Source organism: Burkholderia cepacia (assembly GCF_029962485.1).
Taxonomy (GTDB): domain Bacteria; phylum Pseudomonadota; class Gammaproteobacteria; order Burkholderiales; family Burkholderiaceae; genus Burkholderia.
In genome coordinates this window covers 691312-713101 of sequence record NZ_CP073639.1, presented here as the reverse complement: position 1 = coordinate 713101, position 21790 = coordinate 691312, and the positions used below count along the sequence as shown (strand labels likewise).

General features: G+C 64.6%; 23 protein-coding genes. 13 read left to right on the top strand and 10 right to left on the bottom strand.

What is annotated here, in order from left to right:
• Positions 1–152: 152 nt before the first annotated feature.
• A complete protein-coding gene (locus KEC55_RS34240) occupies positions 153–590 on the bottom strand; it encodes a hypothetical protein (RefSeq protein ID WP_282511968.1) in 438 nt (145 codons plus the stop codon).
• A 122-nt stretch (positions 591–712) separates the two neighbouring features.
• Entirely contained in the window at positions 713–2008 is a 1296-nt protein-coding gene (locus KEC55_RS34235; RefSeq protein ID WP_282513116.1) for a citrate synthase family protein, read from the bottom strand.
• A 154-nt stretch (positions 2009–2162) separates the two neighbouring features.
• On the opposite strand from KEC55_RS34235, the gene KEC55_RS34230 reads away from it, so the two are divergent.
• The 3 genes from KEC55_RS34230 to KEC55_RS34220 all read left to right on the top strand — a co-directional run bounded on the left by KEC55_RS34230 (position 2163) and on the right by KEC55_RS34220 (position 5825).
• Complete coding sequence (locus KEC55_RS34230) at positions 2163–3545, top strand: CoA transferase (RefSeq protein ID WP_282511966.1); 1383 nt, start codon at positions 2163–2165, stop codon at positions 3543–3545.
• A 108-nt stretch (positions 3546–3653) separates the two neighbouring features.
• Positions 3654–4064, top strand: coding sequence for a VOC family protein (locus KEC55_RS34225; RefSeq protein ID WP_282511964.1), 411 nt, complete (start codon positions 3654–3656; stop codon positions 4062–4064).
• A gap of 195 nt (positions 4065–4259) precedes the next feature.
• Positions 4260–5825: a methyl-accepting chemotaxis protein gene (locus KEC55_RS34220; RefSeq protein WP_282511962.1), complete on the top strand. Its 1566-nt coding sequence runs from the start codon at positions 4260–4262 to the stop codon at positions 5823–5825.
• A gap of 49 nt (positions 5826–5874) precedes the next feature.
• Here KEC55_RS34220 and KEC55_RS34215 read toward each other — a convergent pair whose 3' ends face one another.
• Entirely contained in the window at positions 5875–6282 is a 408-nt protein-coding gene (locus KEC55_RS34215; protein WP_282511960.1) for a DUF3224 domain-containing protein, read from the bottom strand.
• A gap of 169 nt (positions 6283–6451) precedes the next feature.
• Between KEC55_RS34215 and KEC55_RS34210 the strand changes: the two genes are divergently transcribed.
• Entirely contained in the window at positions 6452–7096 is a 645-nt protein-coding gene (locus tag KEC55_RS34210) for an HD domain-containing protein (RefSeq protein ID WP_282511958.1), read from the top strand.
• A gap of 10 nt (positions 7097–7106) precedes the next feature.
• Here KEC55_RS34210 and KEC55_RS34205 read toward each other — a convergent pair whose 3' ends face one another.
• On the bottom strand, positions 7107–8087 hold the full coding sequence (locus KEC55_RS34205; protein WP_282511956.1) for a helix-turn-helix transcriptional regulator: 981 nt from the start codon (positions 8085–8087) through the stop codon (positions 7107–7109).
• A gap of 99 nt (positions 8088–8186) precedes the next feature.
• Between KEC55_RS34205 and KEC55_RS34200 the strand changes: the two genes are divergently transcribed.
• Positions 8187–8849: a glutathione S-transferase family protein gene (locus KEC55_RS34200; RefSeq protein ID WP_282511954.1), complete on the top strand. Its 663-nt coding sequence runs from the start codon at positions 8187–8189 to the stop codon at positions 8847–8849.
• 76 nt (positions 8850–8925) lie between these two features.
• On the opposite strand, the gene KEC55_RS34195 is transcribed toward KEC55_RS34200, so the two are convergent.
• Complete coding sequence (locus KEC55_RS34195; protein ID WP_282511952.1) at positions 8926–9756, bottom strand: alpha/beta fold hydrolase; 831 nt, start codon at positions 9754–9756, stop codon at positions 8926–8928.
• A gap of 168 nt (positions 9757–9924) precedes the next feature.
• On the opposite strand from KEC55_RS34195, the gene KEC55_RS34190 reads away from it, so the two are divergent.
• The 4 genes from KEC55_RS34190 (at position 9925) to KEC55_RS34175 (ending at position 13361) form a co-directional block, all read left to right on the top strand.
• On the top strand, positions 9925–10374 hold the full coding sequence (locus tag KEC55_RS34190; protein ID WP_282511950.1) for a MerR family transcriptional regulator: 450 nt from the start codon (positions 9925–9927) through the stop codon (positions 10372–10374).
• Positions 10375–10550: 176 nt separating this feature from the next.
• Positions 10551–11468: an acetoacetate decarboxylase family protein gene (locus KEC55_RS34185; RefSeq protein ID WP_282511948.1), complete on the top strand. Its 918-nt coding sequence runs from the start codon at positions 10551–10553 to the stop codon at positions 11466–11468.
• 43 nt (positions 11469–11511) lie between these two features.
• Positions 11512–12756 carry a saccharopine dehydrogenase family protein gene (locus tag KEC55_RS34180; protein ID WP_282511946.1) on the top strand — a complete coding sequence of 415 codons (1245 nt, stop codon included), beginning with the start codon at positions 11512–11514 and terminating at the stop codon, positions 12754–12756.
• Positions 12757–12881: 125 nt separating this feature from the next.
• Complete coding sequence (locus KEC55_RS34175) at positions 12882–13361, top strand: MerR family transcriptional regulator (protein ID WP_282511944.1); 480 nt, start codon at positions 12882–12884, stop codon at positions 13359–13361.
• 20 nt (positions 13362–13381) lie between these two features.
• Here the strand turns inward: KEC55_RS34175 and KEC55_RS34170 are convergent, their stop codons facing one another.
• Together KEC55_RS34170 and KEC55_RS34165 are read right to left on the bottom strand one after the other, a co-directional pair.
• A complete protein-coding gene (locus KEC55_RS34170; RefSeq protein WP_282511943.1) occupies positions 13382–14065 on the bottom strand; it encodes a type 1 glutamine amidotransferase domain-containing protein in 684 nt (227 codons plus the stop codon).
• A gap of 132 nt (positions 14066–14197) precedes the next feature.
• Positions 14198–14851 (bottom strand): TetR/AcrR family transcriptional regulator, encoded by a 654-nt coding sequence (locus KEC55_RS34165; RefSeq protein ID WP_282511942.1) that lies wholly within the window; start codon positions 14849–14851, stop codon positions 14198–14200.
• Positions 14852–14950: 99 nt separating this feature from the next.
• On the opposite strand from KEC55_RS34165, the gene KEC55_RS34160 reads away from it, so the two are divergent.
• Positions 14951–16426, top strand: a complete 1476-nt coding sequence (locus KEC55_RS34160; RefSeq protein ID WP_282511941.1) for a coniferyl aldehyde dehydrogenase — start codon at positions 14951–14953, stop codon at positions 16424–16426.
• Positions 16427–16478: 52 nt separating this feature from the next.
• On the opposite strand, the gene KEC55_RS34155 is transcribed toward KEC55_RS34160, so the two are convergent.
• A complete protein-coding gene (locus tag KEC55_RS34155; RefSeq protein WP_282511940.1) occupies positions 16479–17357 on the bottom strand; it encodes a LysR substrate-binding domain-containing protein in 879 nt (292 codons plus the stop codon).
• Between the two features lie 132 nt (positions 17358–17489).
• Here KEC55_RS34155 and KEC55_RS34150 point away from each other — a divergent pair, with 132 nt between their 5' ends.
• Positions 17490–18122 (top strand): FMN-dependent NADH-azoreductase, encoded by a 633-nt coding sequence (locus KEC55_RS34150; protein ID WP_282511939.1) that lies wholly within the window; start codon positions 17490–17492, stop codon positions 18120–18122.
• A gap of 27 nt (positions 18123–18149) precedes the next feature.
• On the opposite strand, the gene KEC55_RS34145 is transcribed toward KEC55_RS34150, so the two are convergent.
• Positions 18150–18767: a LysE family translocator gene (locus KEC55_RS34145; protein WP_282511938.1), complete on the bottom strand. Its 618-nt coding sequence runs from the start codon at positions 18765–18767 to the stop codon at positions 18150–18152.
• 66 nt (positions 18768–18833) lie between these two features.
• On the opposite strand from KEC55_RS34145, the gene KEC55_RS34140 reads away from it, so the two are divergent.
• The gene (locus KEC55_RS34140; protein WP_282511937.1) at positions 18834–19757 is read left to right on the top strand and encodes a LysR family transcriptional regulator; all 924 of its coding nucleotides are present in this window, start codon (positions 18834–18836) and stop codon (positions 19755–19757) included.
• 311 nt (positions 19758–20068) lie between these two features.
• Entirely contained in the window at positions 20069–20302 is a 234-nt protein-coding gene (locus KEC55_RS34135) for a hypothetical protein (RefSeq protein ID WP_011549124.1), read from the top strand.
• Positions 20303–20503: 201 nt separating this feature from the next.
• Here the strand turns inward: KEC55_RS34135 and KEC55_RS34130 are convergent, their stop codons facing one another.
• A complete protein-coding gene (locus KEC55_RS34130; RefSeq protein ID WP_282511927.1) occupies positions 20504–20905 on the bottom strand; it encodes a hypothetical protein in 402 nt (133 codons plus the stop codon).
• Positions 20906–21790 lie beyond the last annotated feature (885 nt).

Sequence of the window (21790 nt, the reverse complement as noted above, 5' to 3'; positions counted from 1 at the left end):
TGCCGCCTTCTCTCACGGTCATAGGGCGATATTCAATCAATTCGAAAATACTGCTAGAACCATCCTCGGAGGATTGTCGGCGATTCGGGTCGCAATGTCGAATGGCCGCTCCTGGCCGAAAACGGCCAATGGCAGCACGTGTCGCCACTGCCTCATTCCCTCGTCGCCGACGCCTCCAGTTCACGGCGGACCCGTCGCAGATCGCGGACCTGACGGATGCCCCAAAGGAACGAGGCAACCATCCCGACCGAGATGACGGAGAGCGTCACTGACTGGTGCAAGACCCCGCGTAACGTCATGCCGAGGCCTGCTGCAGACCAGATACAGAGGAAAATGGGTCCCCCCTCGGATTCGCACACAATCTCGCCGCTCTCGTGATCACGCCAGCCGACCAGCGTCTGCCAGTTACCGGCCTCCGACAAATAGGCGGTAATTGTCATCCCTGACTCAATGCGGGGCTTCCCCGGCGCTGCGACCGAATATTCCTTCCGGTTTTTGCTTTCGAATCCGAACAGCGTAACGGACTTGCGGTTTTGAGACGTATGTGTGACGCCAAAAACCCGATCAAGGTGGACAGTTTCGAGGGGCATGTTTGGCGAACCGTCCTGTCAATGTTGGAGTGCTTTATTGTCGGGGCACGCACTGATCATACGGGCCCATCCCATCCCCGCCCAGATCGAGTACCGACTTCGTGAACCACTCGCTCGCCTGGCTATCGGGCTTTGAAGAACGTGGCAAGCATGTCGTTTTGCGGAGCCGCATGCTGCGACACGGAGCGCTTTCCCGATCGCCCGCGTGACCGCGGCTGACCCGAGCCGGCACCAACACTGTCTGGCCGCACCCCCGTATATACCGCGCGAGGCCTGATCAATTCCGGATGTTCGCGCTGCTCGAGCCCGTGCGCGATCCAGCCGATCGAGCGGCCAAGCGCGAACAGGCCGAACGCGGCGCCGACAGGAAGCCGCAAATGCCTGCGTAGCGCGACGAGCGCGAGATCCAGAGAAGGCTTCTGGCCGGCCAGCGAACTGCCTGCATCGATCATCGTTTTCCATTGCGGATGGCGCGGCAGGATGCGTGACAGCAGGCAGGCTGCCCGCACGTCGCCACCGGGATACAGCGAATGTCCGAACCCCGGCAGATCGTCGCCTCGGTGCAGGCGCTCGCGCATTTTTCGCTCGACGTCCCGGTTGCCGATTTCATCCCACATCGCCTCGACACGCGCGGTGGTCGCGCCGTGCCGCCCACCTGACAGACCGGCGAGGCCGCCGATCACGACCGCGCGCAAACTCGCGTTCGTCGACGCCACGCATCGGCCCGTGAAGCTCGATGCGTTCAGTTCGTGATCCGCGCACAGGACGAGCGCGATCCTGATGAGTTCCGCACCGGACGGCACGACGCCCCATGCGCGCGCGCATTGCTCGTGGACGGGTGCCGTATCGAACCCGGTGCGCAACAGGCATGCCGCGAGGATCCGTACCAGGTCGCCGCAGCCCTGCATCCGGCTGTCGGCCGATTGCTGCCACGCTGCCGTCGGTGCGTCGTCGGTGGCGACGGCGAACAGCGACAAGAGCGCCTGCTCCGCGCGCTGATCGCCGTAGTGTTTGAAGAGGGTTCGCAACACCGTCGGTGCACGGGGGACGCGAGGGCCGAAAGCAGTCCGCTCGTCGCATTGCCAAAGCAGCGCGGCGACTTCCTCGAGACTCGCGCGGCCGGCGAGATCGAGTGCATCCACGCCGCGATAGAAAAGCTGGCCGCCCTCGATCAGCGTGATGCTCGATTCGAGCACTGGCGAACCCCAGTTCAACGCGGCTTTCGCGACTTCCTTCGGTTTGCGGCCGCGCGCACGTTCGGCCGCGAGACGGTCGACGTCCGCTGCGAAGTAGCGGCTTTCACGTGGATTGCCGGTGGGTTCCGCGCGAAGCAGGCCGCGGCTCACGTATGCGTAAAGCGTCTGTCGCGAGACGCCGAGCCGCGCGGCCGCTTCGGTCGAATTCAGATAAGGCGACATGGTACGAGGCTCGATTCGTTCGGCAGGTTGATCAGAATAATCAACGTTGACAATAAATGCGAGCGAGCCGATCTTTGCTTCACCAAAACGATTCGAGGCGAACATGCGTGTCGATCAAATTTCCCATGTTGCGGCTACGGCCGATGAGGGCTTGATGCCGCGTCATCTGCAGGAATTCTGGGCCGCGCTGGGTGGCGCGCCGCAACGTCTCGAGCATTGCAGTTTCAGCGGCTCTGGCGAATTACTGTCCGCGTTTCGCGTCACCGATCTGGCCAGTGCGGCGATTGGCGCGGCGGGTACGGCCGTCGCCGAATTGCTGCTCGAATCGACCGGCATATTGCCGGCGGTTCACGTCGACCGGCGCATGGCATCGCTGTGGTTCGGCACGTCGCTTCGCCCGTCGGGATGGACGCTGCCGCCTCAATGGGATCCGGTGGCCGGCAACTATCGGGCGCGCGATCGCTGGATCCGGTTGCACACCAACGCGCCCCATCATCGGCAGGCCGCTTTGACGGTGCTCGGCTGCGCGGCAGACGCACAAGCGGTCGCGCAAGCGGTCAGCCGCTGGGATGCCCATGCGCTAGAAGACGCGATTGTCGAGCGTGGCGGGTGCGCGGCGATGATGCATTCGCGGCAGGAATGGGCCGCGCATCAGCAAGGCAAGGCTGTTGCATCCGAACCATTGCTGCATGCTCACACCGCGAAGGCGGTTGGAGCGCGCGACTGGCAGCCGTCGCGAGACCGGCCGCTGCGCGGCATTCGCGTGCTCGATCTGACGCGCATACTCGCCGGCCCCGTCGCGACGCGATTTCTGGCGGGCCTCGGTGCCGACGTGCTGCGCATCGATCCGCATGGCTGGGAAGAGCCCGGTACGGTGCCGGACGTTGTTCTCGGCAAGCGCTGCGCGCGCCTTGACCTGAAGCAGCCTGCGGATCTCGATACGCTCAAGCGGCTGCTGCGCGACGCGGATATCGTCGTGCACGGTTACCGTTCCGACGCACTTGCGCGTTTCGGTCTCGACGCCGCGCAACGGCGCGATCTCAATCCCGCACTCATCGACGTGTCGCTCGACGCGTACGGCTGGACCGGCGCGTGGCGTTGCCGGCGTGGCTTCGACAGCCTCATCCAGATGAGTGCGGGAATCGCCGACGCGGGCATGCGCGTGACGGGAAGCGACGAGCCGGTGAGCCTGCCCGTCCAGGCGATCGACCATGCGACGGGTTACCTGATGGCTGCTGCTGCCATCCGCGGGCTGACGGCGCGACTGAAGGACGGTGTGGGCACCGAAGTTCGCGCTTCGCTGGCGCGTACGTCGGCCGTCTTGCAGTTGCGTTCGGAGCCGATGAGCGACGTGGTTGCCGTGATTCCGGATTCACAACACGACCGCGCGGATCGCGTCGAAGCGACGTCATGGGGGCCTGCAACGCGGCTCCAACCGCCGTTGCAGATCGCGGGGGCGCCGCTCGCGTGGTTCTATCCGGCACGGGCATTGGGAGCGTACGAACCGCGGTGGCTGGAGTCGAACGTCAGCCTCTGACGAGCGGCGAAGGGGCGTGCGGTATTTGAGCAACCCTTCGCATTCCTTTGCAGACCACCGGTGCGCGGAGGACAATACCGCTGACGCACGCATCGGAGGTTGCGCACCATGGCCACATTCCAGCCCGCCGGATGGCATACCGTCACGCCGCGCATTGTCGTACCGGATCCGGAGAACCTGGTCGAATTCATCCGGACGGTGTTCGACGCCTGCGGAGAATTCCGTGCCGGCTTGCCTGCCGAAATCCGCATCGGCGATTCGGTCGTGATGATCAGCGGCGGTGACGGTCTGCGCGATCCGATGCCGGCGTTCCTGTACGTGTATGTCGAGGATACCGATGCGACCCATCGGCGCGCGATCGCGGCGCGCGCGGTCTCGCTGGAAGCGCCCGCCGACATGCCGTACGGCGACAGGCGCGCGATGGTGAAGGATCCGTGGGGAAACATCTGGCAGATTGCCACGCACCAGCGCGACCTGTCGGCTGACGAGATTCGTGCAAGGCTGGCCGGCGGGGAATAGCCGCACGCTCTCTCTGGCTGCCCCACCTGTCGTAATCGTCAAGATTCACGTCGCGTACAGGTAAAACCTTCCCGTTCCCCCCGCCGTTAACCCGTTCGCAGCCCCCGCGCCGCGTGTTGCGACGCGGCGCTCGTCTTTCGTGATCCGGAATCCACATCCGCCGCTGGCCGCGCCCGGCCCGCGCAAGGGAACGTCATGCGAAAACAACTCACCATCCGCGGTGGACTCGTCGCGACCATCGCCGGCTATACCGTGCTGCTCGTGCTGGTGGTCGGCGCCTGCATTGCGGCGCTCTACATGAGCAACGGCTCGCTCGAGGCGATGTACCGCGACGACACCGCGTCGCTGCTGCACCTGAAGACCAGCTCCGAGCGGATGCTCGTGCTGCGCGAACGCATGAGCGACGTCGCGCAGGTCATCAGCGCGGGCCAGTCGGGCAAGGAGGGAGCCGCGCAGCTCCACGCGCTCCTCAAGCAGAGCAATGACGAACTGGATGCGTATGCGCGCCTGCATGCGCGCGACGCGAACGAGCAGGCATTGTTTGACACGCTGCAGAGCCACCGGCGGGCGCTGCTCGATCGCGTGTTCCTGAAAGCGCTGTCGCAGCTCGACGGCGACGACGCGTTCAACTTCCTCGACACGCAGCGTACCGCGCCGCCGGCGCTGTTCGCCGCCTACCAGGATGCGATCGACGCGCTCGAGTCGTTCCAGGTCGCGCGCCAGAAGGCCCGCTACGACGCTGCCGGCGTGCATTTTCACCGGATCGTGTGGGGGATGGCGGCGGTCGCGGGGCTGGCGCTCGTTGTCGGTTTCTTTGCGCAGCGCGTGCTCGCGAAGGCGATCATCGAGCCGATCAATCTCGCGGTCGGCCAGTTCGAGAAAATTTCGAAAGGCGACCTGACGGGCACCGTCGTCATCGCGGGCGAAAATGAAATGGCCTATCTGCTCAATGCGCTGAAGCGCATGCAGGACGGCCTCGTCGACACTGTGAACCAGGTGCGCGCAAGTACCGAGACGATCGTCGGCGACGTTCGCACGATCGCGAGCGGCAACGTCGACCTGTCCGCGCGCACCGAGCAGCAGGCCGTGTCGCTGCAACAAGCGGCGGCGAGCGTCGAGCAGCTGACGGCGGCCGTGCGCCAGAACGCGGACAACGCGCGCGATGCGCGCACGTACGTCGAAGGCGCGGCCGGCATCGCGTCGCGCGGCGGCGAGGCAATGCAGCGCGTGGTCGAGACGATGTCCGCGATTTCGCACAGCTCCGCGCGGATTTCCGGCATCGTCGGCACGATCGAAAGCATCGCGTTCCAGACCAACATCCTCGCGCTGAATGCGGCGGTCGAGGCCGCGCGCGCAGGCGAGCAGGGGCGCGGGTTCGCGGTCGTCGCGACGGAGGTGCGCGGGCTCGCGCAGCGCTGCGCGTCGGCGGCGAAGGAGATTCGCGACCTGATCGGCAATGCCGCGCGGCGTGTCGAAGACGGCAGCGGCCTCGTCACGCTGGCCGGCTCGGCGATGAGCGAGCTCGTTGCCGCGGTCGAGCGTGTCAACGCGATCATGGGCGAGACCAGCCATGCATTCGAAGAGCAGTCGTCGGGGATCGAGCAGGTGAACGCCGCGGTCATCCAGATGGAGCAGACGATGCAACGCAATGCGGCGCTGGTCGAGGAGGCGGCCGCCGCGGCACTGTCGCTCGATGAACAGGGTTCACGACTGAGCGCGGCGGTCGCGCAGTTCCGTTTGCGTGACGAAACCGTTGCGTGATGCGGAAGTGTGTCGCTGGCGCGGGGCCAGCGCTATCTCCGTGAGCGACTCACTGCGCCGCGTCAGGCAATGCATAGTCGAAGCTGTACGAATGCCGGCCGTTGTCGATATGGATGACCATCGAACCGGCAAGCCCCAGCAGTTCCCCCGTCCCGGAATCGGGTACGACGGTGATCGACTGCTTCGGCTCCCCACGCGTCATCGTGGAGCTGTGCTGCAGGACGAAAGTGCCCTGGCGCCCGCCGAGTACGCCCTGTACCGTTTCCATCGCCACATAGCCTGCTGAGCCCTGGACGCTGCTGCGAAACGCGAGCATCTCGCCGTGGCTGACGGCTTCCAGGTCGCCGTGAAACTGCTTGTCCAGCGACATGCGGCCGAGCCCGGAATTTTCCGCGACGGTGCTCAGGGATTCAGGATTCAGCTTCACTTCGAACGGACCGTTGGCCAGCAGTTTCATTGCAGCACTCCTCGTTGAATGGGCACTCCGCACTATAAGCCAGCCGGGTCCTGCCGGAGGTAACGATTTGCTTGACGCGCGGACATCGAGGAAGCCGGATGCGACGTCGGGTCGTGACCGTGTGGCGCATGGGGGATAATCGTCATCCAGTCGTTGACCATCCGCCCCCGTGACTACCTCTGCGTTTGCCCCCTTTCAGGATCTGGCTCACACCTTGCTCGCCCATTGGCACGACGCCCATGGCGACGGCGCTCATGACACGTCGCATTTGCAACGCGTGTGGAAGAATGCCGCCGCGATTCGTGCCGAGGAGGGCGGCGATGCCGAAGTGCTGTGCGCGGCAACGCTGTTGCATGACTGCGTGGCGGTCGAGAAGGATTCTCCGCTGCGCGCACAGGCGTCGCGGTTGTCGGCGGAAAAGGCGCGGCGGGTGCTGAAGTCGCTCGACTGGCCGGATGCGAAGATCGACGCGGTCGCGCACGCGGTCGAGGCGCACAGTTTTTCCGCCTGCATTGCGCCGAAGACGCTCGAAGCCAAGGTGCTGCAGGATGCCGACCGGCTCGATGCAATCGGCATGGTGGGCGTCGCGCGCTGCTTTTATGTCGCGGGCCGGATGGGTAGCGCGTTGTATGACCCGGCCGATCCCCACGCGGCGGAGCGGGCGCTCGACGACACGCGATTCGCGATCGATCACTTCCGCACGAAACTGCTGAAGCTGGCAACCGGTTTCCAGACCGTCACCGGTACGCGCATGGCGATCGTTCGTCGCGATCGGCTGCAACGTTTTCTCGACGAGTTTTCCGACGAGATCTGAAGGCGACGCTTCAATCGCCGCCGGATCGATAAAGCGCTGCCACTTGCGACAACTCGTCGATGAACTGGTCCTTGAGCGCCTGCGGCCCGAGGATTTTTACGTGCGCGCCGAAACCCAGCAGCCTGCGCGCGCCGTGCTCGATCGATTCGATCGGCATCAGGAATGCGTTCCATCCCGGCGGTACGTCCGTGCTGCGTGACGCTTCGGAAACCGGGGAGGTCTTGATCCGCGCATTGGCCAGCCACGTTTCGCCGCGCGGCGATACGGCGATATGGGCGGTCAGCCGGTGGAGATCGGCTTCGTACCGGCTCATCGCGTCACGCCAGTGCGTGGCCAGATCGAATCGCGCGGGGCGCTTGAAACGGCGGCGCGTCGCGTTGAGTTCGCGGATGTTCGTGAGCCGGAAGGTGAGCGCGCCGGGATTGCCGACCACCTTCGCAATCAGGTACCAGGCACCGCCCTTGAGCACGAGGCCGAGCGGTTCGAGCGCGCGGCGGGACAAGCCGCGCCAGCTCTGGTACGTGACGTCGATCCGGTACGCACCCCACACCGCGTCGGCGGCTTCACGCAGGAACTCGGGCGTTTCCTGCGCGCGGTACCAGTCCACGGTATCGATGTGCAACCGGCTGGCGACGCGATCGGCCCGCTCGCGCGAGGCCGGCGGCAGGCTGGCGATCATCTTCAGCCGGGCGGAAGTCGCCATGCCGTCGAGCCCCAGTTCGCTCGCCGGCCCGGGCAAACCCGCCAGGATCAGTGCATGCGCTTCCTGTTCGGTGAGCCCGGTGAGATCGGTGTTCCAGCCGTCACGCAGCTGAAATCCGCCGTTGCGGCCGCGATCGCCCCAGATCGGCACGCCGGCCGTGGAGAGCTGGTCGATATCGCGCAGGATCGTGCGCTCGGACACTTCCAGCGCTTCGGCCAGCGCAGGCGCGGTCATCCGGCCGCGCGCCTGCAGCATCATCATGATCGACAACAGGCGGCTCGCTTTCATACGCGACACGTTACCTCAAATACCTGACATCAGGTGTCATGTTTTCGGGCTTATGCTTGGCCGTATCGCTGACCCGTTCCCTTGAAGCGGAGACGAACCATGAAGATCATTTCAGGACCGTTGAGCATGTTCGGTGCCAAGGTCGAGATTGCGGCGCACGAGAAGGGCATCGAATTCGAGCTGGTGATGGTGCCGTTCAGTCAACAACGCGGCTACGAGCCCAGGCATCCGGACGTCTTGCGCATCAATCCGAAGCGCCAGGTGCCCGTGCTGATCGACGGCACTCTGGAGATCTTCGATTCCACGCAAATCTTCGAGTATCTCGAGGACCTGAAGCCGGAGCCCGCGTTGTGGCCGGCGCAACCGGCGGCGCGCGCCGTTGCGCGTCAGCTCGAACACGGCAGCGACGAAGTCTATTTCCCGCATGTTGTCCGGCTGATGGGGCTGGAGGGCACGCCGGACGTTCCGGCGGCGCAGGCCGCGCGTGCCGAGGCGGCGCAATACTATCGGCGCATGGAGCGCGTTCTTGCGGATCGGGACTTTTTGGCCGGCACGTATTCCTACGCCGACATCGCGTTCTACATGGCGCAATTGTTCGGTGCGCGCAAGGGCGCGCCGATGACTGACGAAACGCCGAAGCTGCTGGCGTGGCGCGAACGGATGACGGCTCGCCCCGCCGTGCGCAAGGTGGCCGGTGCGATGGCGGCGTATCTCGCGTCGATTGGCGAAGCGGTTCCCGATTTTATTCGCGAACGTCGATAGCCGCGTCCGGCAGCCATGCAGGGCGGCCTTCAGCCTGCGACTCCAGCCTGAAGGCCGCACCCGTCATCCGCCGCGTTCAGCTGCGGATGAACGCGAGCAGATCGGCGTTGATCGTATCGGCGTTCGACGTCGGCATGCCGTGCGGGAACCCCGCATAAACCTTTAGCGTGCTGTTCCGCGCCAGCTTCGCCGACAGCAGGCCGGAATCGGCATACGGGACGATCTGGTCGTCGTCGCCGTGCATCACGAGCACCGGAATCGTGGTGCTTTTCAGGTCTTCGGTGAAGTCGGTCTGCGAGAACGCGACGATGCCGTCGTAGTGCGCCTTCGCGCTGCCCATCATGCCTTGCCGCCACCAGTTCCAGATGACGCCTTGCGACGGTGTCGCGCCGTCGCGGTTGTAGCCGTAGAACGGGCCGGCCGGCACGTCGTAGTAGAACTGCGCGCGATTCGCCGCGAGCTGCGCCTGCAGGTTGTCGAACACCGCTTTCGGCAGGCCGCCCGGGTTGCTGTCGGTCCTGACCATCAGCGGCGGCACGGCGCTGATCAGCACGGCCTTGGCGACGCGGTCTTCACCGTGGCGCGCGACGTAGTGGATCACTTCGCCGCCGCCGGTGGAGTGGCCGACGTGGACGGCGCCCTGCACGCCGAGGTGGTTCACGACCGCGGCGACGTCGTCCGCATAGTGATCCATGTCATGACCGTCCCAGACCTGGCTGGAGCGTCCGTGGCCGCGACGGTCGTGCGCGATCACGCGATAGCCCTGGGCGAGGAAGAACAGCATCTGCGCGTCCCAGTCGTCGGCGCTGAGCGGCCAGCCGTGATGAAAAAAGATCACCTGGGCGTCGCGCGGCCCCCAGTCCTTGTAGAAGATGTCGACGCCATCTTGCGTCGTGACGTATCCCATGTCTGCTCCTGTTCGGTGGGCGATATCGATTCGTGACGGTCCTTCCGTGTGCCGCGATCGCCAGGCCCGTGCAACGTGCGCGGCGGCATCGGCCGTCCGTCCGGCTTGGCGATGCAGTCACTCTAGGTTTAAAGTTAGGTTTAATGTCAACACGCTGGCGAGGCAGGTATGAGAATCGGGGAGCTCGCGAAGCTCAGCGGTCTTTCGGCATCGCGGATCCGCTTTTACGAAGCTGAAGGGCTGATCACGGCCGTCGAGCGCAGCACGAACGGTTATCGCGACTACGCCGAGAGCGCCGTGTGGATGCTCGAGATTATTTCCAGCGCGCAAAGCGCGGGTTTTTCGCTCGAGCAGATCCGTCATCTGCTGCCGGTGAAGGCCGGCAACTGGGAGCACGACGGGCTGGTGGCGGCGCTCGAACGGAAAGTCGCCGAGATCGAAGCAATGCAGAAGCGCCTCAAGGAGAACAAGGCGCAACTGCTGGTCGCGATCGACAGCATCAGGAACCGGCCGACCGAACTGAACTGCACCGAACGCACACGCTGGGTGATGGACCGGCTGCACGGTCACGGCGTCGTATCGATCCGCGGCAAGGGGCGTCGCACGACGGCCAAATGATCCGTCGGTGCGGCCGCGATCGCCGGAAAGCCGCTCGAACGAAGTCCGACGCGTTCCTCTATTCCGGGCCTTGACCTTAAAGTTGACTTAAAGCTTAGAGTGCTTGCTGACGGCAGTGAATCAGCAGGCTTCGGGTGTTGCCTGCCACGGTCAATCACCGACGAGAGGCGACGAGCATGGACAGGCGTTTTACACAGGTCGAGTTCGGGCCGCATACGGTCGACGTGCCGGAAGGCGGGTACTACGACCGGTTCCGGATGAACCCGGACCTGGACGAAGTGGCGCGCGACCCTGCCGCGGGGAACATCGATTTTTTCCGCCGGATTCCCAAGCGTCAGGTCGCCTCGCGGGTCGGGCCGACCTGGGCGCCGAACTTCTATTACCGCTCCAGCAGCATCCAGCTGTTGTTTCTTGCGCCGCTCGAACGCCTGCGGACCACGCTGCCAGTACCGCTCGAACCGCTACGGGCGCTCCCCGGCTACGGGCTGGTCGCGCTGACGTTCTTTTCATATTCGGTGTGCGACAACGATCCGTATGACGAAGTATCCGTCGCGGTGGTGATCCGCCGGCCGGGTGCGAAAGGATCGCCTGCGCTGGAGCTGATCGATTCGATGCGGCGCCGCAGTTTCTTCGCGCACGTGCTGGCGCTGCCGGTCACGACGGAAATCGCGCGGGTGCGCGGCGTACACGGCTATCAGTTGCCGAAGTGGCTCGCCGATATCGACGTGAACATCGGTGCTACCGCCCGCGCGCGCATCGCCGGTCCCGGTGGCCGGCCGGACCTGAGCCTGAGCGTGCCGCTGCCGGCGCTGACCACTGTGCCATCGCAATCGCACATGGGCACGACGACGATGGTCAACCGCCTCGACGGCGAATGGCATCAGTCGACGGTGCAAACCAACATGCTCTCGTTCGCGCAGCGCCTGCTGCCGCGCAACGTCGAGCTGATTCGGCACGGCGGGCCGTTGAGCCAGTTGCTCGACGGGCTCGGTGCGTCGACCATCATGCGGCTCGACGTGGTCAAGGACGCGCAGCTGGTCCTGAACCTGCCGACGCCCCTGAAGACCTTCGATGAACCCGGAAAACCACGCTGACGATACGGATGCGCGCGACACGCGCGCACCGAAGGAGATGCCCATGCCGCAACCCGCCTACGATCTCGTCGTATTCGGCGCCACCAGTTTTGTCGGTCAGATCCTGACCCGCTATTTGTCCGACTATCTGCCGGGCGCTGGCGAGACGCTGCGCTGGGCGATCGCCGGCCGGTCCGAGGCGAAGCTCAAGCAGGTCAGGGCGGCGCTCGGCGTGGCCGGGCAGTCCGTGCCGATCATCGTCGCGGACGCGGCCGACGAAGCGCAGCTTCAGGCGCTGTGCGCGCAAACGCGAGTGGTCGTGTCGACCGTCGGGCCATACGCCCTTTACGGCGAGCCGCTCGTCAGGGTCTGCGCGCAAACCGGCACCGACTACTGCGACCTCACCGGCGAGACGCAGTGGATCAAGCGGATGATCGACCGGTACGAGTCGGCGGCCCGGCAATCGGGCGCGCGCATCGTGCATTGCTGCGGCTTCGATTCGGTGCCGTCGGACATGGGTGTTTTCTTCCTGCAGCAACACGCGCGCCGGCAGTGGGGCGTGCCGGCCACGCAGGTGAAGATGCGCGTCCGGACGCTGAAGGGCGGCGCGTCGGGCGGCACCGTGGCGAGTGTGATCAACGTCGTGCGGGAAGCGGCGGCCGATCCCGCGTTGCGCCGCGAACTGCTCGATCCTTATTCACTGTGCCCGAAAGGGCATGGCTTTACGGCGCGGCAGCATGCGGTCCGGTCCGCCGAATTCGATCGCGATTGCGACGCATGGATCGCCCCGTTCGTGATGGCGGCGATCAACGAGCGCGTCGTACACCGCTCCAATGCGCTGGCGGGCAATGCGTACGGCAGCCGCTTCACCTATGACGAAGCCGTGATGACGGGCGCGGGCCTGAAGGGCCGCCTGACCGCGCTGACGATGGTCGCGGGACTCGGCGCGTTCATGGTGGGCGTCCTCATCAAGCCCGTGCGCGGCCTGATGGAGCGCTTCCTGCTGCCGAAGCCCGGCGAGGGGCCGAGCGCCGAGGCCCAGCAGGCTGGTCGCTACGACTTGCGTTTCTTCGGCCGTGCCGACGACGGGCGGACTTTGCGCGTGAAAGTCACCGGCGACCGCGACCCGGGCTACGGCTCGACCGGCAAGATGCTCGGGCAGGCCGCGCTCAGTCTCGTGCTGGATTACAGCAGTGACGGTGTCAAGAGCGGGCGCGGCGGCGGCTTCTGGACACCCGCGACGATGTTCGACGAACGCTATGTCGAGCGTCTGGTTCGCCATGCCGGGTTGGGCTTCGAGGTGATTTGAGTACCACCCGGCCTGCCACGGAAGAGGCAAGGATAAAGATCGGATTGCGAATCAATATGAGGAGACTGCTTGCTGTCACGGTTGGTTGAATGGCCGGATCCGCTCCGGCCGGGGAGTATCGGAACATGAAGATCGGGGAACTGGCGGAACGCACCGGCCTTACCCCTTCGCGCATCCGCTTCTATGAACGCATCGGCCTGTTGACGCTGGTCGAGCGTGAGGCGAACGGCTATCGCACGTATCCGCAGGAAGCGGTGACGGTGCTCGACCTGATCACGGCGGCGCAGAAGGCGGATTTCAGCCTGGACGAGATTCGCACGCTGATCCCGTCCGACTTTGCGCGATGGCAATGCGGGTCGTTGCTGGACGCGATGTGCCGCAAGGTGCAGGACCTCGAAGCGCTGGAGGCGCGGCTCGCGCGCAGCAAGGCGCATGTCGTCGCGCTGATTGCCGGGATCGGCGCGAAGCCCGATACGGTGGATTGCGCAACCAACGCGAAGCAACTGCTGTCGGGAATCCCGTCCGCGAATGCCGCGCGCACCGGCGACGCTGTCGCCGCCGACGTGCGTGACGAACCGCTGCCGCACCGAACGACCGCCCGTTAGGCGGCCGCCGGCGCGCCGCGTTACAGCAGGGCGACGACCTGTTCGGCCGTTGCCTTCGCCGATTGCGGATTCTGGCCGGTCACCAGGCGGCCGTCGACGACGACGTTCGACGTGAACGGCAGCAGCGCCTTCTCGTAGCGCGCGCCGCGCTGCTGCATCTGCTGCTCGACGTTGTAGGGCACTTTCTTCGCGACGCCGGCCAGGATTTCCTCCACCCACGAGTAGCCGGTGATCCGGCGCCCGGCGACCAGCAGCGAGCCGTCCGACAGCCGGGTGTTCAGCAACCCGCAGTAGCCGTGGCAGACCGACGATACGACACCGCCGCGCTCGTAGAGCTCGCGCGTGAGCCGCTGCAGCCCGGCATCGTCCGGGTAGTCCCACATGACCGCATGGCCGCCGGTGAAGTAGATCGCATCGAAATCGGCCGAATCGATTTCGTCCGGGCGCGCGGTGTTCGCGAGCAGCGCCTCGTTGGCCTTGTCGGCGCGCCATGCTTTCGACGCGGCGTCGGCATGCGGCCATTTCAGCGAGCGCGGCTCCAGCGGCGACACGCCGCCCCTCGGGCTCACGAGCCGCTGCTCATAGCCTTTCGCCGCGAAGATTTCATGGGCATGGGTCAGCTCGGACAGCCACAGGCCGGTCGGTTGCGACGGATCGGCGTAGTGCGCGACATTGCTGACGACATGAAGGATGCGCTTGGTCATGATGCGGTTTCCTCTTGATCGGCCACGGGCGGACGTCGTCGACGTGCTGCCGGATTGTCGGATGGCAGTACCCATACCCATGGCTTCGATACGCTGCCGAGGCAAACCATAACCTTTAAGTGAAGTTCAAGGTCAAGATCTTTTCGACCGGGTTGTACGCGTGCGCGTGTCGGGCAGCACGAGTCCGTCCAGCAATGTCGTCAGTGCATCTTCGATCGCATGATCGCCCACCTTCTCGCGCACCAGTCGTCCGTCGATCGCGAGCATGGTCAGGCCGTGGAGATGGGCCCAGCACGCGGTTGCCTGGCCGAGCGCCGAGCGCGGGCGGATCGTGCCGGCGCGCTGGCCGTGCTCGAGGATGTCGACCACCAGCAGGAAGGGCGCCTGCACCCGCGGATCGAGATGAATGTCGGACGGCTCCCCGGCATCCGCGGCAAACATCAGGCGATACAGATCCGGGTTGCGCTGCCCGAACGCGAGATGGGCGTAGGCGAGCGCCAGCAGCACGTCCGGTGCGCCCGCCGAGGAGTCGACGGATGCGGCAAGTTCGTCGCGCAGGCGATCGAAACCGATCAGCGCGAGTTCGTGCAGCAACGCGGCCTTGTCGGGGAAATGCCGGTACGGCGCGGAGTGGCTGACGTTCGCGCGCCGCGCGATCTCGCGCAGCGTGAACTGCCAGCCTTGCTGCTCCTGCAGCGTGTCGAGCGCCGTTTCGATGATCGCGCGACGCAGATCCCCGTGGTGATAAGCCTTGTGCCCGGCGTCCGCATCCCCATCCGACGACATCGTGTTGCTCCTATGTTGACAAGAAACACATTGTGGTCCTATGATCGGCTGCATGCAAGTTGACAGTGTCTACATCGACGTAACCTCGTGAGGTCCACCATGGCCGTTTCCGCAGAATCCAGCTCGAGCATCGACCCGGCGGCGTTGCTGGCCCGTCAGCGCAAGGCATTCGTCACCGAGGGGCCGCCGGGAATTCAGCAGCGCAAGGCGAAGCTCGCGCGGCTGCGTGCCGTCGTGCTCGCGCATCGTCGCGATGTGGAAGAGGCCATCAGTGCCGATTTCGGGCATCGCTCGCATCACGAAACCGCGATCATGGAATTGATGGGCGTGGTCCAGGCCATCGATTACCTGACGCGCAATCTGCGCCGTTTCATGAAGCCGCAGCGCCGGCACGTCGGCCTCCTTTATCGGGCCGGGCACGCGCATGTGGAATACCAGCCGCTGGGTGTCATCGGCGTGATGGCGCCGTGGAATTACCCGTTCGCGCTGACGTTCATTCCGCTGGCAACCGCGCTGGCGGCCGGCAACCGCGCGATGCTCAAGCCGTCGGAGCTGACGCCGCGCACCAGCGAAGTGATGCGCCGGATGCTGGCGGACACCTTCCCGAGCGAAGAAGTCGCGGTCGTGCTGGGCGGTCCGGAAGTCGGCGCCGCCTTCAGCGGTTTGCCGTTCGATCATCTGCTGTTTACCGGCAGTACGCAGGTGGGCCGCAAGGTCATGAAGGCGGCAAGCGACAATCTCGTGCCGGTCACGCTCGAACTGGGCGGCAAGAGCCCCGCGATCGTCGCGAGGGGGCATGTCGATGGCCGGACGATGTCCAGCATCGTGTTCGGCAAGCTGTCGAACGGCGGACAGACATGCGTGGCGCCCGATTACGCGCTGGTCCATGAAGACGACCTGGATGCGTTCGTCGCGCAATACGATGCGGCCGTCGCACGCTTCTATCCGGACGGGCCGACCAGTCAGGATTACACATCGATCGTCAGCGACCGGCATTTCGATCGCCTGAAGGGGCTCGTTGACGAAGCGCGCAGCAAAGGCGCGCGTGTGATCGAGGCGGGCGTGAACCCGCGGCACGCGGCGACCCGCAAGCGCACGCTCGCGCCGACGCTGATCGTCGGGGCGGGCGACGATACGGCCGTCATGCAGGAGGAAATCTTCGGGCCGATCCTGCCGGTGCGCACGTATCGCACGATCGACGAGGTCGTCGATTACGTCAACGCGCGCCCGCGGCCGCTGGCGCTGTATTACTTCGGCGCACGGGACGGCGACTGCGAGACGCTGCTGACGCGCACCACGTCGGGCAATGTCGGCATCAACAACACGATCCTGCACGTCGCGCAGGAGGACCTGCCGTTCGGCGGCGTCGGACCGAGCGGGATGGGCGCCTATCACGGCATCGAGGGATTTCGCACGATGAGCCACGCGAAAGGCGTGTTCGTGCAGGGCCGCTGGAGCCTGCCGACGCTGCTGCGCGCGCCGTTCGGCAAGCTCGCGGATGTCACGCTGGCCGCGCTGCTCGGGCGCGGCCGGGAGCCTGCTGGCGGGCGCGTCGAATGGAGCGTGAAGCGGTGAGCCGGGCGGGGCGCGGCGCGTGCCCCGCATGTATTGTCGCGAGCGCTGTTCGTCAGGCTCGATTGCGTTTACCGGCCGCCGTTCGAACGGCGGTTTCGTCGACAATCGTCGCGGCGAATTCGACAGCTGCCGGTACCGCGGCGTCGTGCATCATCACGAATTCCATGTCCGGCAGCGCCGGCAATCCTTCGGATCCGCCCAATTCACGGAGCGTGTCGTCGATCGCGCTGCGCGGCAATGGCGCGATCGCGATGCCGGCGCGCGCAAACGTCAGGATGCCGGTGACGCTCGGGCTTTCGCACGCGATGCGGTAGCCCATGCCGGCCAGCGCGAGCGTCTTGACGGCGGCGCCCCGGTACGGGCACGGATCGGGGAAGCATGCGAGCGGCACGTCGCCTTCCGGAAGCGGCTCGTGGCGTGCGAATGCCCAGACGAGCGGTTCCTGCCACAACGTCGTGCCCTGGCCGGAATGCGAACACCGGCTGCCGATCACGAGATCGAACTCGCCGTTCGCGTGACGTCGAAACAGGCTGTCGCCGATGTCCACCACCAGATCCAGCCGCAAGCCGCGCCGCGCGGCGCAATAGCGGCGCATCACGTCGGGAAGCCAGTCTCCGGCAAAGTCTTCCGATGCACCGATCCGCAGCTTGACGTCGACGGCGTTGCCGGCTCCCAGCCTCGCCCGTGCTTCCTCGCTCAGGTTGAGCATCGCGCGCGCATAGCCGAGCAGTGTCTCGCCATGCGCGGTGAGCGTGACGCTGCGCGTATTGCGTACGAGCAGCGCGCGGCCGACCTGTTCTTCGAGTCGAACGATCTGCGCGCTGACTGCGGATTGGCTGAGGTTCAGCCGGTGACCGGCGCCGGTGAAGCTTCGCACGTCGGCGACCGCAACAAACGTGTGAAGCAGCGTCGTGTCGAGGGGAGCGCTCATTGATTACCAATCCGGGTTAATTCGATCAATTAATATCGTTTCCGGATTATAGGCCGGCCCGATAGGCTGCGACTCGTAGTGGGCGATCGCGCATCCCGTGCGTCGCCGTCACTCGTCGCAAGGATCGGCTCCATGACACGCGTGCTTTATATCGAAGGCTCCCCCAACAAGGCCTATTCGGCGTCCATCGACGTGTGCAGCGCATTTCTCGATGCGTACCGGCACGCGCATCCCGATCATGAAATACAGACGCTCGACATCTGGGACGTGGTGCTGCCCGAATTCGATGCAGCCGCGCTGGCCGCGAAATATGCCGGACTGAGCGGCACGGCGTTGACGCCGGAACAGGTCGCTGCGTGGCAGCAGATCGAACGGCTCGCGGCGCCGTTCCACGACGCGGACAAGTTCCTGTTCGGCGTGCCGCTGTGGAATTTCAGCATTCCGTACAAGCTCAAGCACCTGATCGACGTGATCTCGCAGAAGGATGTGCTGTTCACGTTCGACGGATCGGGTTTCAGCGGCAAGCTGGCCGGAAAAAAGGCGGCCGTCGTGTACGCGCGCGGGCTCAGCTACGAGGCGCCGGGTTCGTTTACGCCAGCCGCCGAGTTCGACCTGCAGCGTCCGTATATGGAAACGTGGCTCAAGTTCGTGGGCGTGACGGACATCGCGGGAATTGTCGTCGAACGCACGTTGTTCGGTCCCGAAGGAAAGGTCGATCGCAGTCGGGCGATTGACGAAGCGCGGACGATCGCACGCGCGTTCTGACGTTGCAACGCGTCGTGTGCGGTGAGGTCAGCGTCCGCCGCGCGCGATGGCGAGCGCGACACCGAAGCCCACGAGCAGGCAGCCGAAGGTGCGGTCGATCCAGTGGCGCAGGGACATCAGGCGATCGCGGACGGCCGTCGCTGAAAAGCAGACGGCCACCAGGCTGAACCAGCCGGCATGCGCCACCGCGATGAATGCGCCATAGCCGATCTGCACGATCAACGGCGTGTCGGGCCGGACTGCCTGCATGAACAGGCTGACGATGAACACCGTGGTCTTCGGATTCAGCGCGTTGGTCAGGAAGCCGGTGCGCAGCGCGGCGAGATCGGACAACGGTGCTGCCGGTGCGTCGGATTGCTTGTCATGGGCCTTAGTCATCAGCATTTTGACGCCCAGGTAGATCAGGTAGATCGCGCCGATCAGCTTGACGGTGTTGAAGAGCCACAACGACTGGCGGATCAGAAGCCCTACGCCCAGCAGCGTGTAGCTCACGTGAACCGTGACGCCCAGCCCGATTCCCAGTGCGGTGAGCACGCCGGCACGGCGCGACAGCAGGAGGCTGTTGCGCGTGACCATCGCGAAGTCCGGACCTGGGCTGATGACGGCCAGCAACGTGATGGTGAATACAACTATCAATTCGGTCATTGCTTTTCCTTGCGATGGGAACCCTGATGGCAAAATAATAACGACCATGTTCCATCGGGAAAAACGATGATTTCTGACCAGAATGGTGATCCTGACTCACAATCGACCAGTGCGGGCCTGCCTTCGCTGATGGCGTTGCGCTGTTTCGAGGCGGCGGCGCGTCACGAGAATTTCAGTCGTGCCGCCGACGAGCTGTGCTTGACGCACGGCGCGGTCAGCCGCGCGGTGCGTCTGCTCGAAGATGATCTGGGTGTGGCGTTGTTCCTGCGGCGTAGCCGTCGTGTATTCCTGACCGATGCGGGGCGCAAGCTGGCGCAGGCAGTCCATGACGGCCTCGGCCTGATGCGGCACGCCGCGCGGGAATTGCGTAGCGAGGCTGCGCGTGCGCGGCGATGGGTGCTGTCGTGCGAGCCGACGCTTCTGATGCGCTGGCTGATCCCGCGCTGGCCGGATTTCCAGGCGCAATATGCGGGTGTCGATATCCACCTGGTCGCTGCGGGCGGGCCGTTTTCGTTCGACAGCGGGATCGACATGGCGATTCGACGCAACGATTTTGCGTGGCCGGCGGGGTATCACGCGGCGCCGTTGTTCGCCGAGCGGGTGGGGCCGGTTTGCCGGGCGGACAAGGTCGGTGCGTGGTTTGCCGCGCGCCGCGGTGCGCGTTCGTTGAAGCAGGATGCGCCGCTATTGCATACGCGGACCCGGCCGGAGGCGTGGAAGGAGTGGGCGGTGGCGGTCGGTCAGCCTGCGGCGGGCGGGCGCGGGCAGATGTTCGACCATTTTTACTTCAGTCTGCAGGCGGCTGTCGCGGGGCTGGGGGTGGCGATCGGGCCGTGGCATCTCGTGCGCGACGACATCGCAAGCGGTGTGCTGGTCGCGCCGATGGGGTTCGTCGAGGATGGGTCTCAGTACTGCCTGTTGACGCCGGCGCCGGTGGTGGAGGAGAGTGCGCAGGCGTGGTTGTTGGAGTGGTTGCGGGCGGAGGGGTGACGGGAAGGGTTCGGATGCGCGGTAAATGGGGGCTGGTGCGCGGAGGTGGGGACTCGATTGGCTGGTGTCGACCCGGAGGCGGCCCTTCAGATTCATCCAAAGCGGCCAATCGTTGTGACCTGCGGCGGGATTTTGTAGCCACGCTCGATGAGTATCTTGGCCTCGGCGCGACTGCGGAATCATTCCCGATTAAATCGCTTCTCGCGCAGCGTGCCGTTGGAACCTTCAACGGAGTCGTTCTGCCAAGGGCGGCAAGAGCGGACACAGCGTGTACGATCTGGTCTTCAAGAAAACCATCCAAGGAGAGTGGAATGAATCCGGAACAGGCCCGAGCCGAAGAAACCCAGGCGATGGAGCGCATGGTGGCCGCCACGCTGCGCGTGCAGAGTACTTTCGCCTCGATGCAGAAGCAATTTCCGCCGCAAGGCAGCGGCGAGCCTTCGCCGTTCGCGCTGCAAACCTTTGATGCCGCCCTGCAGGAACTTGAAGACGCACAGGCCGCGTTCGATGCGCTGCTGAACGATCTGATCGACGGTAACCGCTAAAGGCTACGCCCTTATCTGCACCGATTGTCGACGATCTAAAAAGCTGTGTCGAACGGCCGTTTGTAGCCGCGCCCTGACGCTGGGGCATGTAACCACCGCGAGCACTTGTTGTCCATGAACTGCCTCCCGGTCATGCAGCGTTACCACACCGGGGAACCTCTTTCCGTTTGGGTCGATGGGTTCGCAAAGTCAGAGGACGATCTATCCGAAAACCCGAGCCCATACGGCCCGAAGGCGTCGCGCGCGATCTTCGAGGAGATATGAGGCCGCCAGCGTCAAGAGACCTGAAATCGCACCGGTCACGATGTGTTCGACATAGGGGATACGATAGTGGCTCGTGTGCGAGTAGGCGTCGCCCAACGTTGTCAGGACGCCCACGACCAGCGCATTGCCGTATCGATGCGCGTAAAGTTTTGCCGCAGGCGTGAAAGTCAAAAGTACAGCCAGGAGTCCCGTAAGCAGACCTGTATGAAGTGCAATGGTCCAGTGGGCAACGCTCATGATATTGCCCCAGCTCCCCGGCATGCAGGTCATGCACGCACTGGTCGGCTGCCAGAAGCGTTGGATAAACAGTCTGACGCGGTGCTTCCACTCGGTTGACATGATGCATTCCCATCAATGCCGTCGTTACGGCCGACGCCATCACATCTATCATTGGAGCAGTTCGCCAACCCGTTGACGAGCTTGTCGCCCTGGTCGAAGGGTTGGCTGTGCGCCGCAGAGTCCGAGCAATAACCTGGACATGGGGGAATACTACTCCACGATCAGACGGCTGCTGTTTCGGCGGAAACCGGAATTCAACGCTTGCGTCTGTCGATGCGGTTCCGTCCGTGACGGGCACCGAACGATGCGTTTCGGCGCGAAGACGACTTCCGGCAGGACCTGGAGCGGTCAGACACCCTTCCCGCAAGCGGTCGTTCAGTGTGCCGCATGCTTCATTCCGTTGAGCCCGTTCTTGTCGAGAATTCACGTGCAACGTTAGCCTATTGCTACAACCCGGAATAGGAAACAACGCCCGCGGTCCAAACTATTCGATTGTCTTTGTCCGTTTTCCAATAGACGCTTGCATAGGTGTCGTAGTGCAATAGACCTACGCCTTTCCTGAAAAACGCGGCAATGTGAATTGATCTGTCGTAGTTGCAAGAATCCCGGAGTTCGAATCCCTGCGATGTAATCGCACTGACGAGCGACTCCGCGCCGGATCCGGATGGAAACTGGGTGCGTAATCGCGCATCTAGCTCGGGAGAGGTTTGAAGTCGGCCGGCCGCCTTCAACTCCGCCAAGCTTGCACCGCCTTCGCGTGGACATGCACTTCCAGCCCCAGTACCGGACGCTCCCTGTAAAAGGGGAGGCAACGGGTTTTCAGAAGGCCCACAGGCGGCAGAAAGCATGCTGAATACGCAGACGCTTGCCAACGACGCGGCCGCACGCCAGTTTTGCACTATTCCAACTCCTTTGCGCGACCATCGCGGTTTGATCGGAAGGGCA

Excerpts from the sequence above, each read along its gene's own strand:
- KEC55_RS34240 (WP_282511968.1), bottom strand. The coding sequence starts at position 590 with ATGCCCCTCGAAACTGTCCACCTTGATCGGGTTTTTGGCGTCACACAT.
- KEC55_RS34235 (WP_282513116.1), bottom strand. The coding sequence starts at position 2,008 with ATGTCGCCTTATCTGAATTCGACCGAAGCGGCCGCGCGGCTCGGCGTC.
- KEC55_RS34230 (WP_282511966.1), top strand. The coding sequence starts at position 2,163 with ATGCCGCGTCATCTGCAGGAATTCTGGGCCGCGCTGGGTGGCGCGCCG.
- KEC55_RS34225 (WP_282511964.1), top strand. The coding sequence starts at position 3,654 with ATGGCCACATTCCAGCCCGCCGGATGGCATACCGTCACGCCGCGCATT.
- KEC55_RS34220 (WP_282511962.1), top strand. The coding sequence starts at position 4,260 with ATGCGAAAACAACTCACCATCCGCGGTGGACTCGTCGCGACCATCGCC.
- KEC55_RS34215 (WP_282511960.1), bottom strand. The coding sequence starts at position 6,282 with ATGAAACTGCTGGCCAACGGTCCGTTCGAAGTGAAGCTGAATCCTGAA.
- KEC55_RS34205 (WP_282511956.1), bottom strand. The coding sequence starts at position 8,087 with ATGAAAGCGAGCCGCCTGTTGTCGATCATGATGATGCTGCAGGCGCGC.
- KEC55_RS34200 (WP_282511954.1), top strand. The coding sequence starts at position 8,187 with ATGAAGATCATTTCAGGACCGTTGAGCATGTTCGGTGCCAAGGTCGAG.
- KEC55_RS34195 (WP_282511952.1), bottom strand. The coding sequence starts at position 9,756 with ATGGGATACGTCACGACGCAAGATGGCGTCGACATCTTCTACAAGGAC.
- KEC55_RS34190 (WP_282511950.1), top strand. The coding sequence starts at position 9,925 with ATGAGAATCGGGGAGCTCGCGAAGCTCAGCGGTCTTTCGGCATCGCGG.
- KEC55_RS34185 (WP_282511948.1), top strand. The coding sequence starts at position 10,551 with ATGGACAGGCGTTTTACACAGGTCGAGTTCGGGCCGCATACGGTCGAC.
- KEC55_RS34180 (WP_282511946.1), top strand. The coding sequence starts at position 11,512 with ATGCCGCAACCCGCCTACGATCTCGTCGTATTCGGCGCCACCAGTTTT.
- KEC55_RS34175 (WP_282511944.1), top strand. The coding sequence starts at position 12,882 with ATGAAGATCGGGGAACTGGCGGAACGCACCGGCCTTACCCCTTCGCGC.
- KEC55_RS34170 (WP_282511943.1), bottom strand. The coding sequence starts at position 14,065 with ATGACCAAGCGCATCCTTCATGTCGTCAGCAATGTCGCGCACTACGCC.
- KEC55_RS34165 (WP_282511942.1), bottom strand. The coding sequence starts at position 14,851 with ATGTCGTCGGATGGGGATGCGGACGCCGGGCACAAGGCTTATCACCAC.
- KEC55_RS34160 (WP_282511941.1), top strand. The coding sequence starts at position 14,951 with ATGGCCGTTTCCGCAGAATCCAGCTCGAGCATCGACCCGGCGGCGTTG.
- KEC55_RS34155 (WP_282511940.1), bottom strand. The coding sequence starts at position 17,357 with ATGAGCGCTCCCCTCGACACGACGCTGCTTCACACGTTTGTTGCGGTC.
- KEC55_RS34150 (WP_282511939.1), top strand. The coding sequence starts at position 17,490 with ATGACACGCGTGCTTTATATCGAAGGCTCCCCCAACAAGGCCTATTCG.
- KEC55_RS34145 (WP_282511938.1), bottom strand. The coding sequence starts at position 18,767 with ATGACCGAATTGATAGTTGTATTCACCATCACGTTGCTGGCCGTCATC.
- KEC55_RS34140 (WP_282511937.1), top strand. The coding sequence starts at position 18,834 with ATGATTTCTGACCAGAATGGTGATCCTGACTCACAATCGACCAGTGCG.
- KEC55_RS34135 (WP_011549124.1), top strand. The coding sequence starts at position 20,069 with ATGAATCCGGAACAGGCCCGAGCCGAAGAAACCCAGGCGATGGAGCGC.
- KEC55_RS34130 (WP_282511927.1), bottom strand. The coding sequence starts at position 20,905 with ATGTCAACCGAGTGGAAGCACCGCGTCAGACTGTTTATCCAACGCTTC.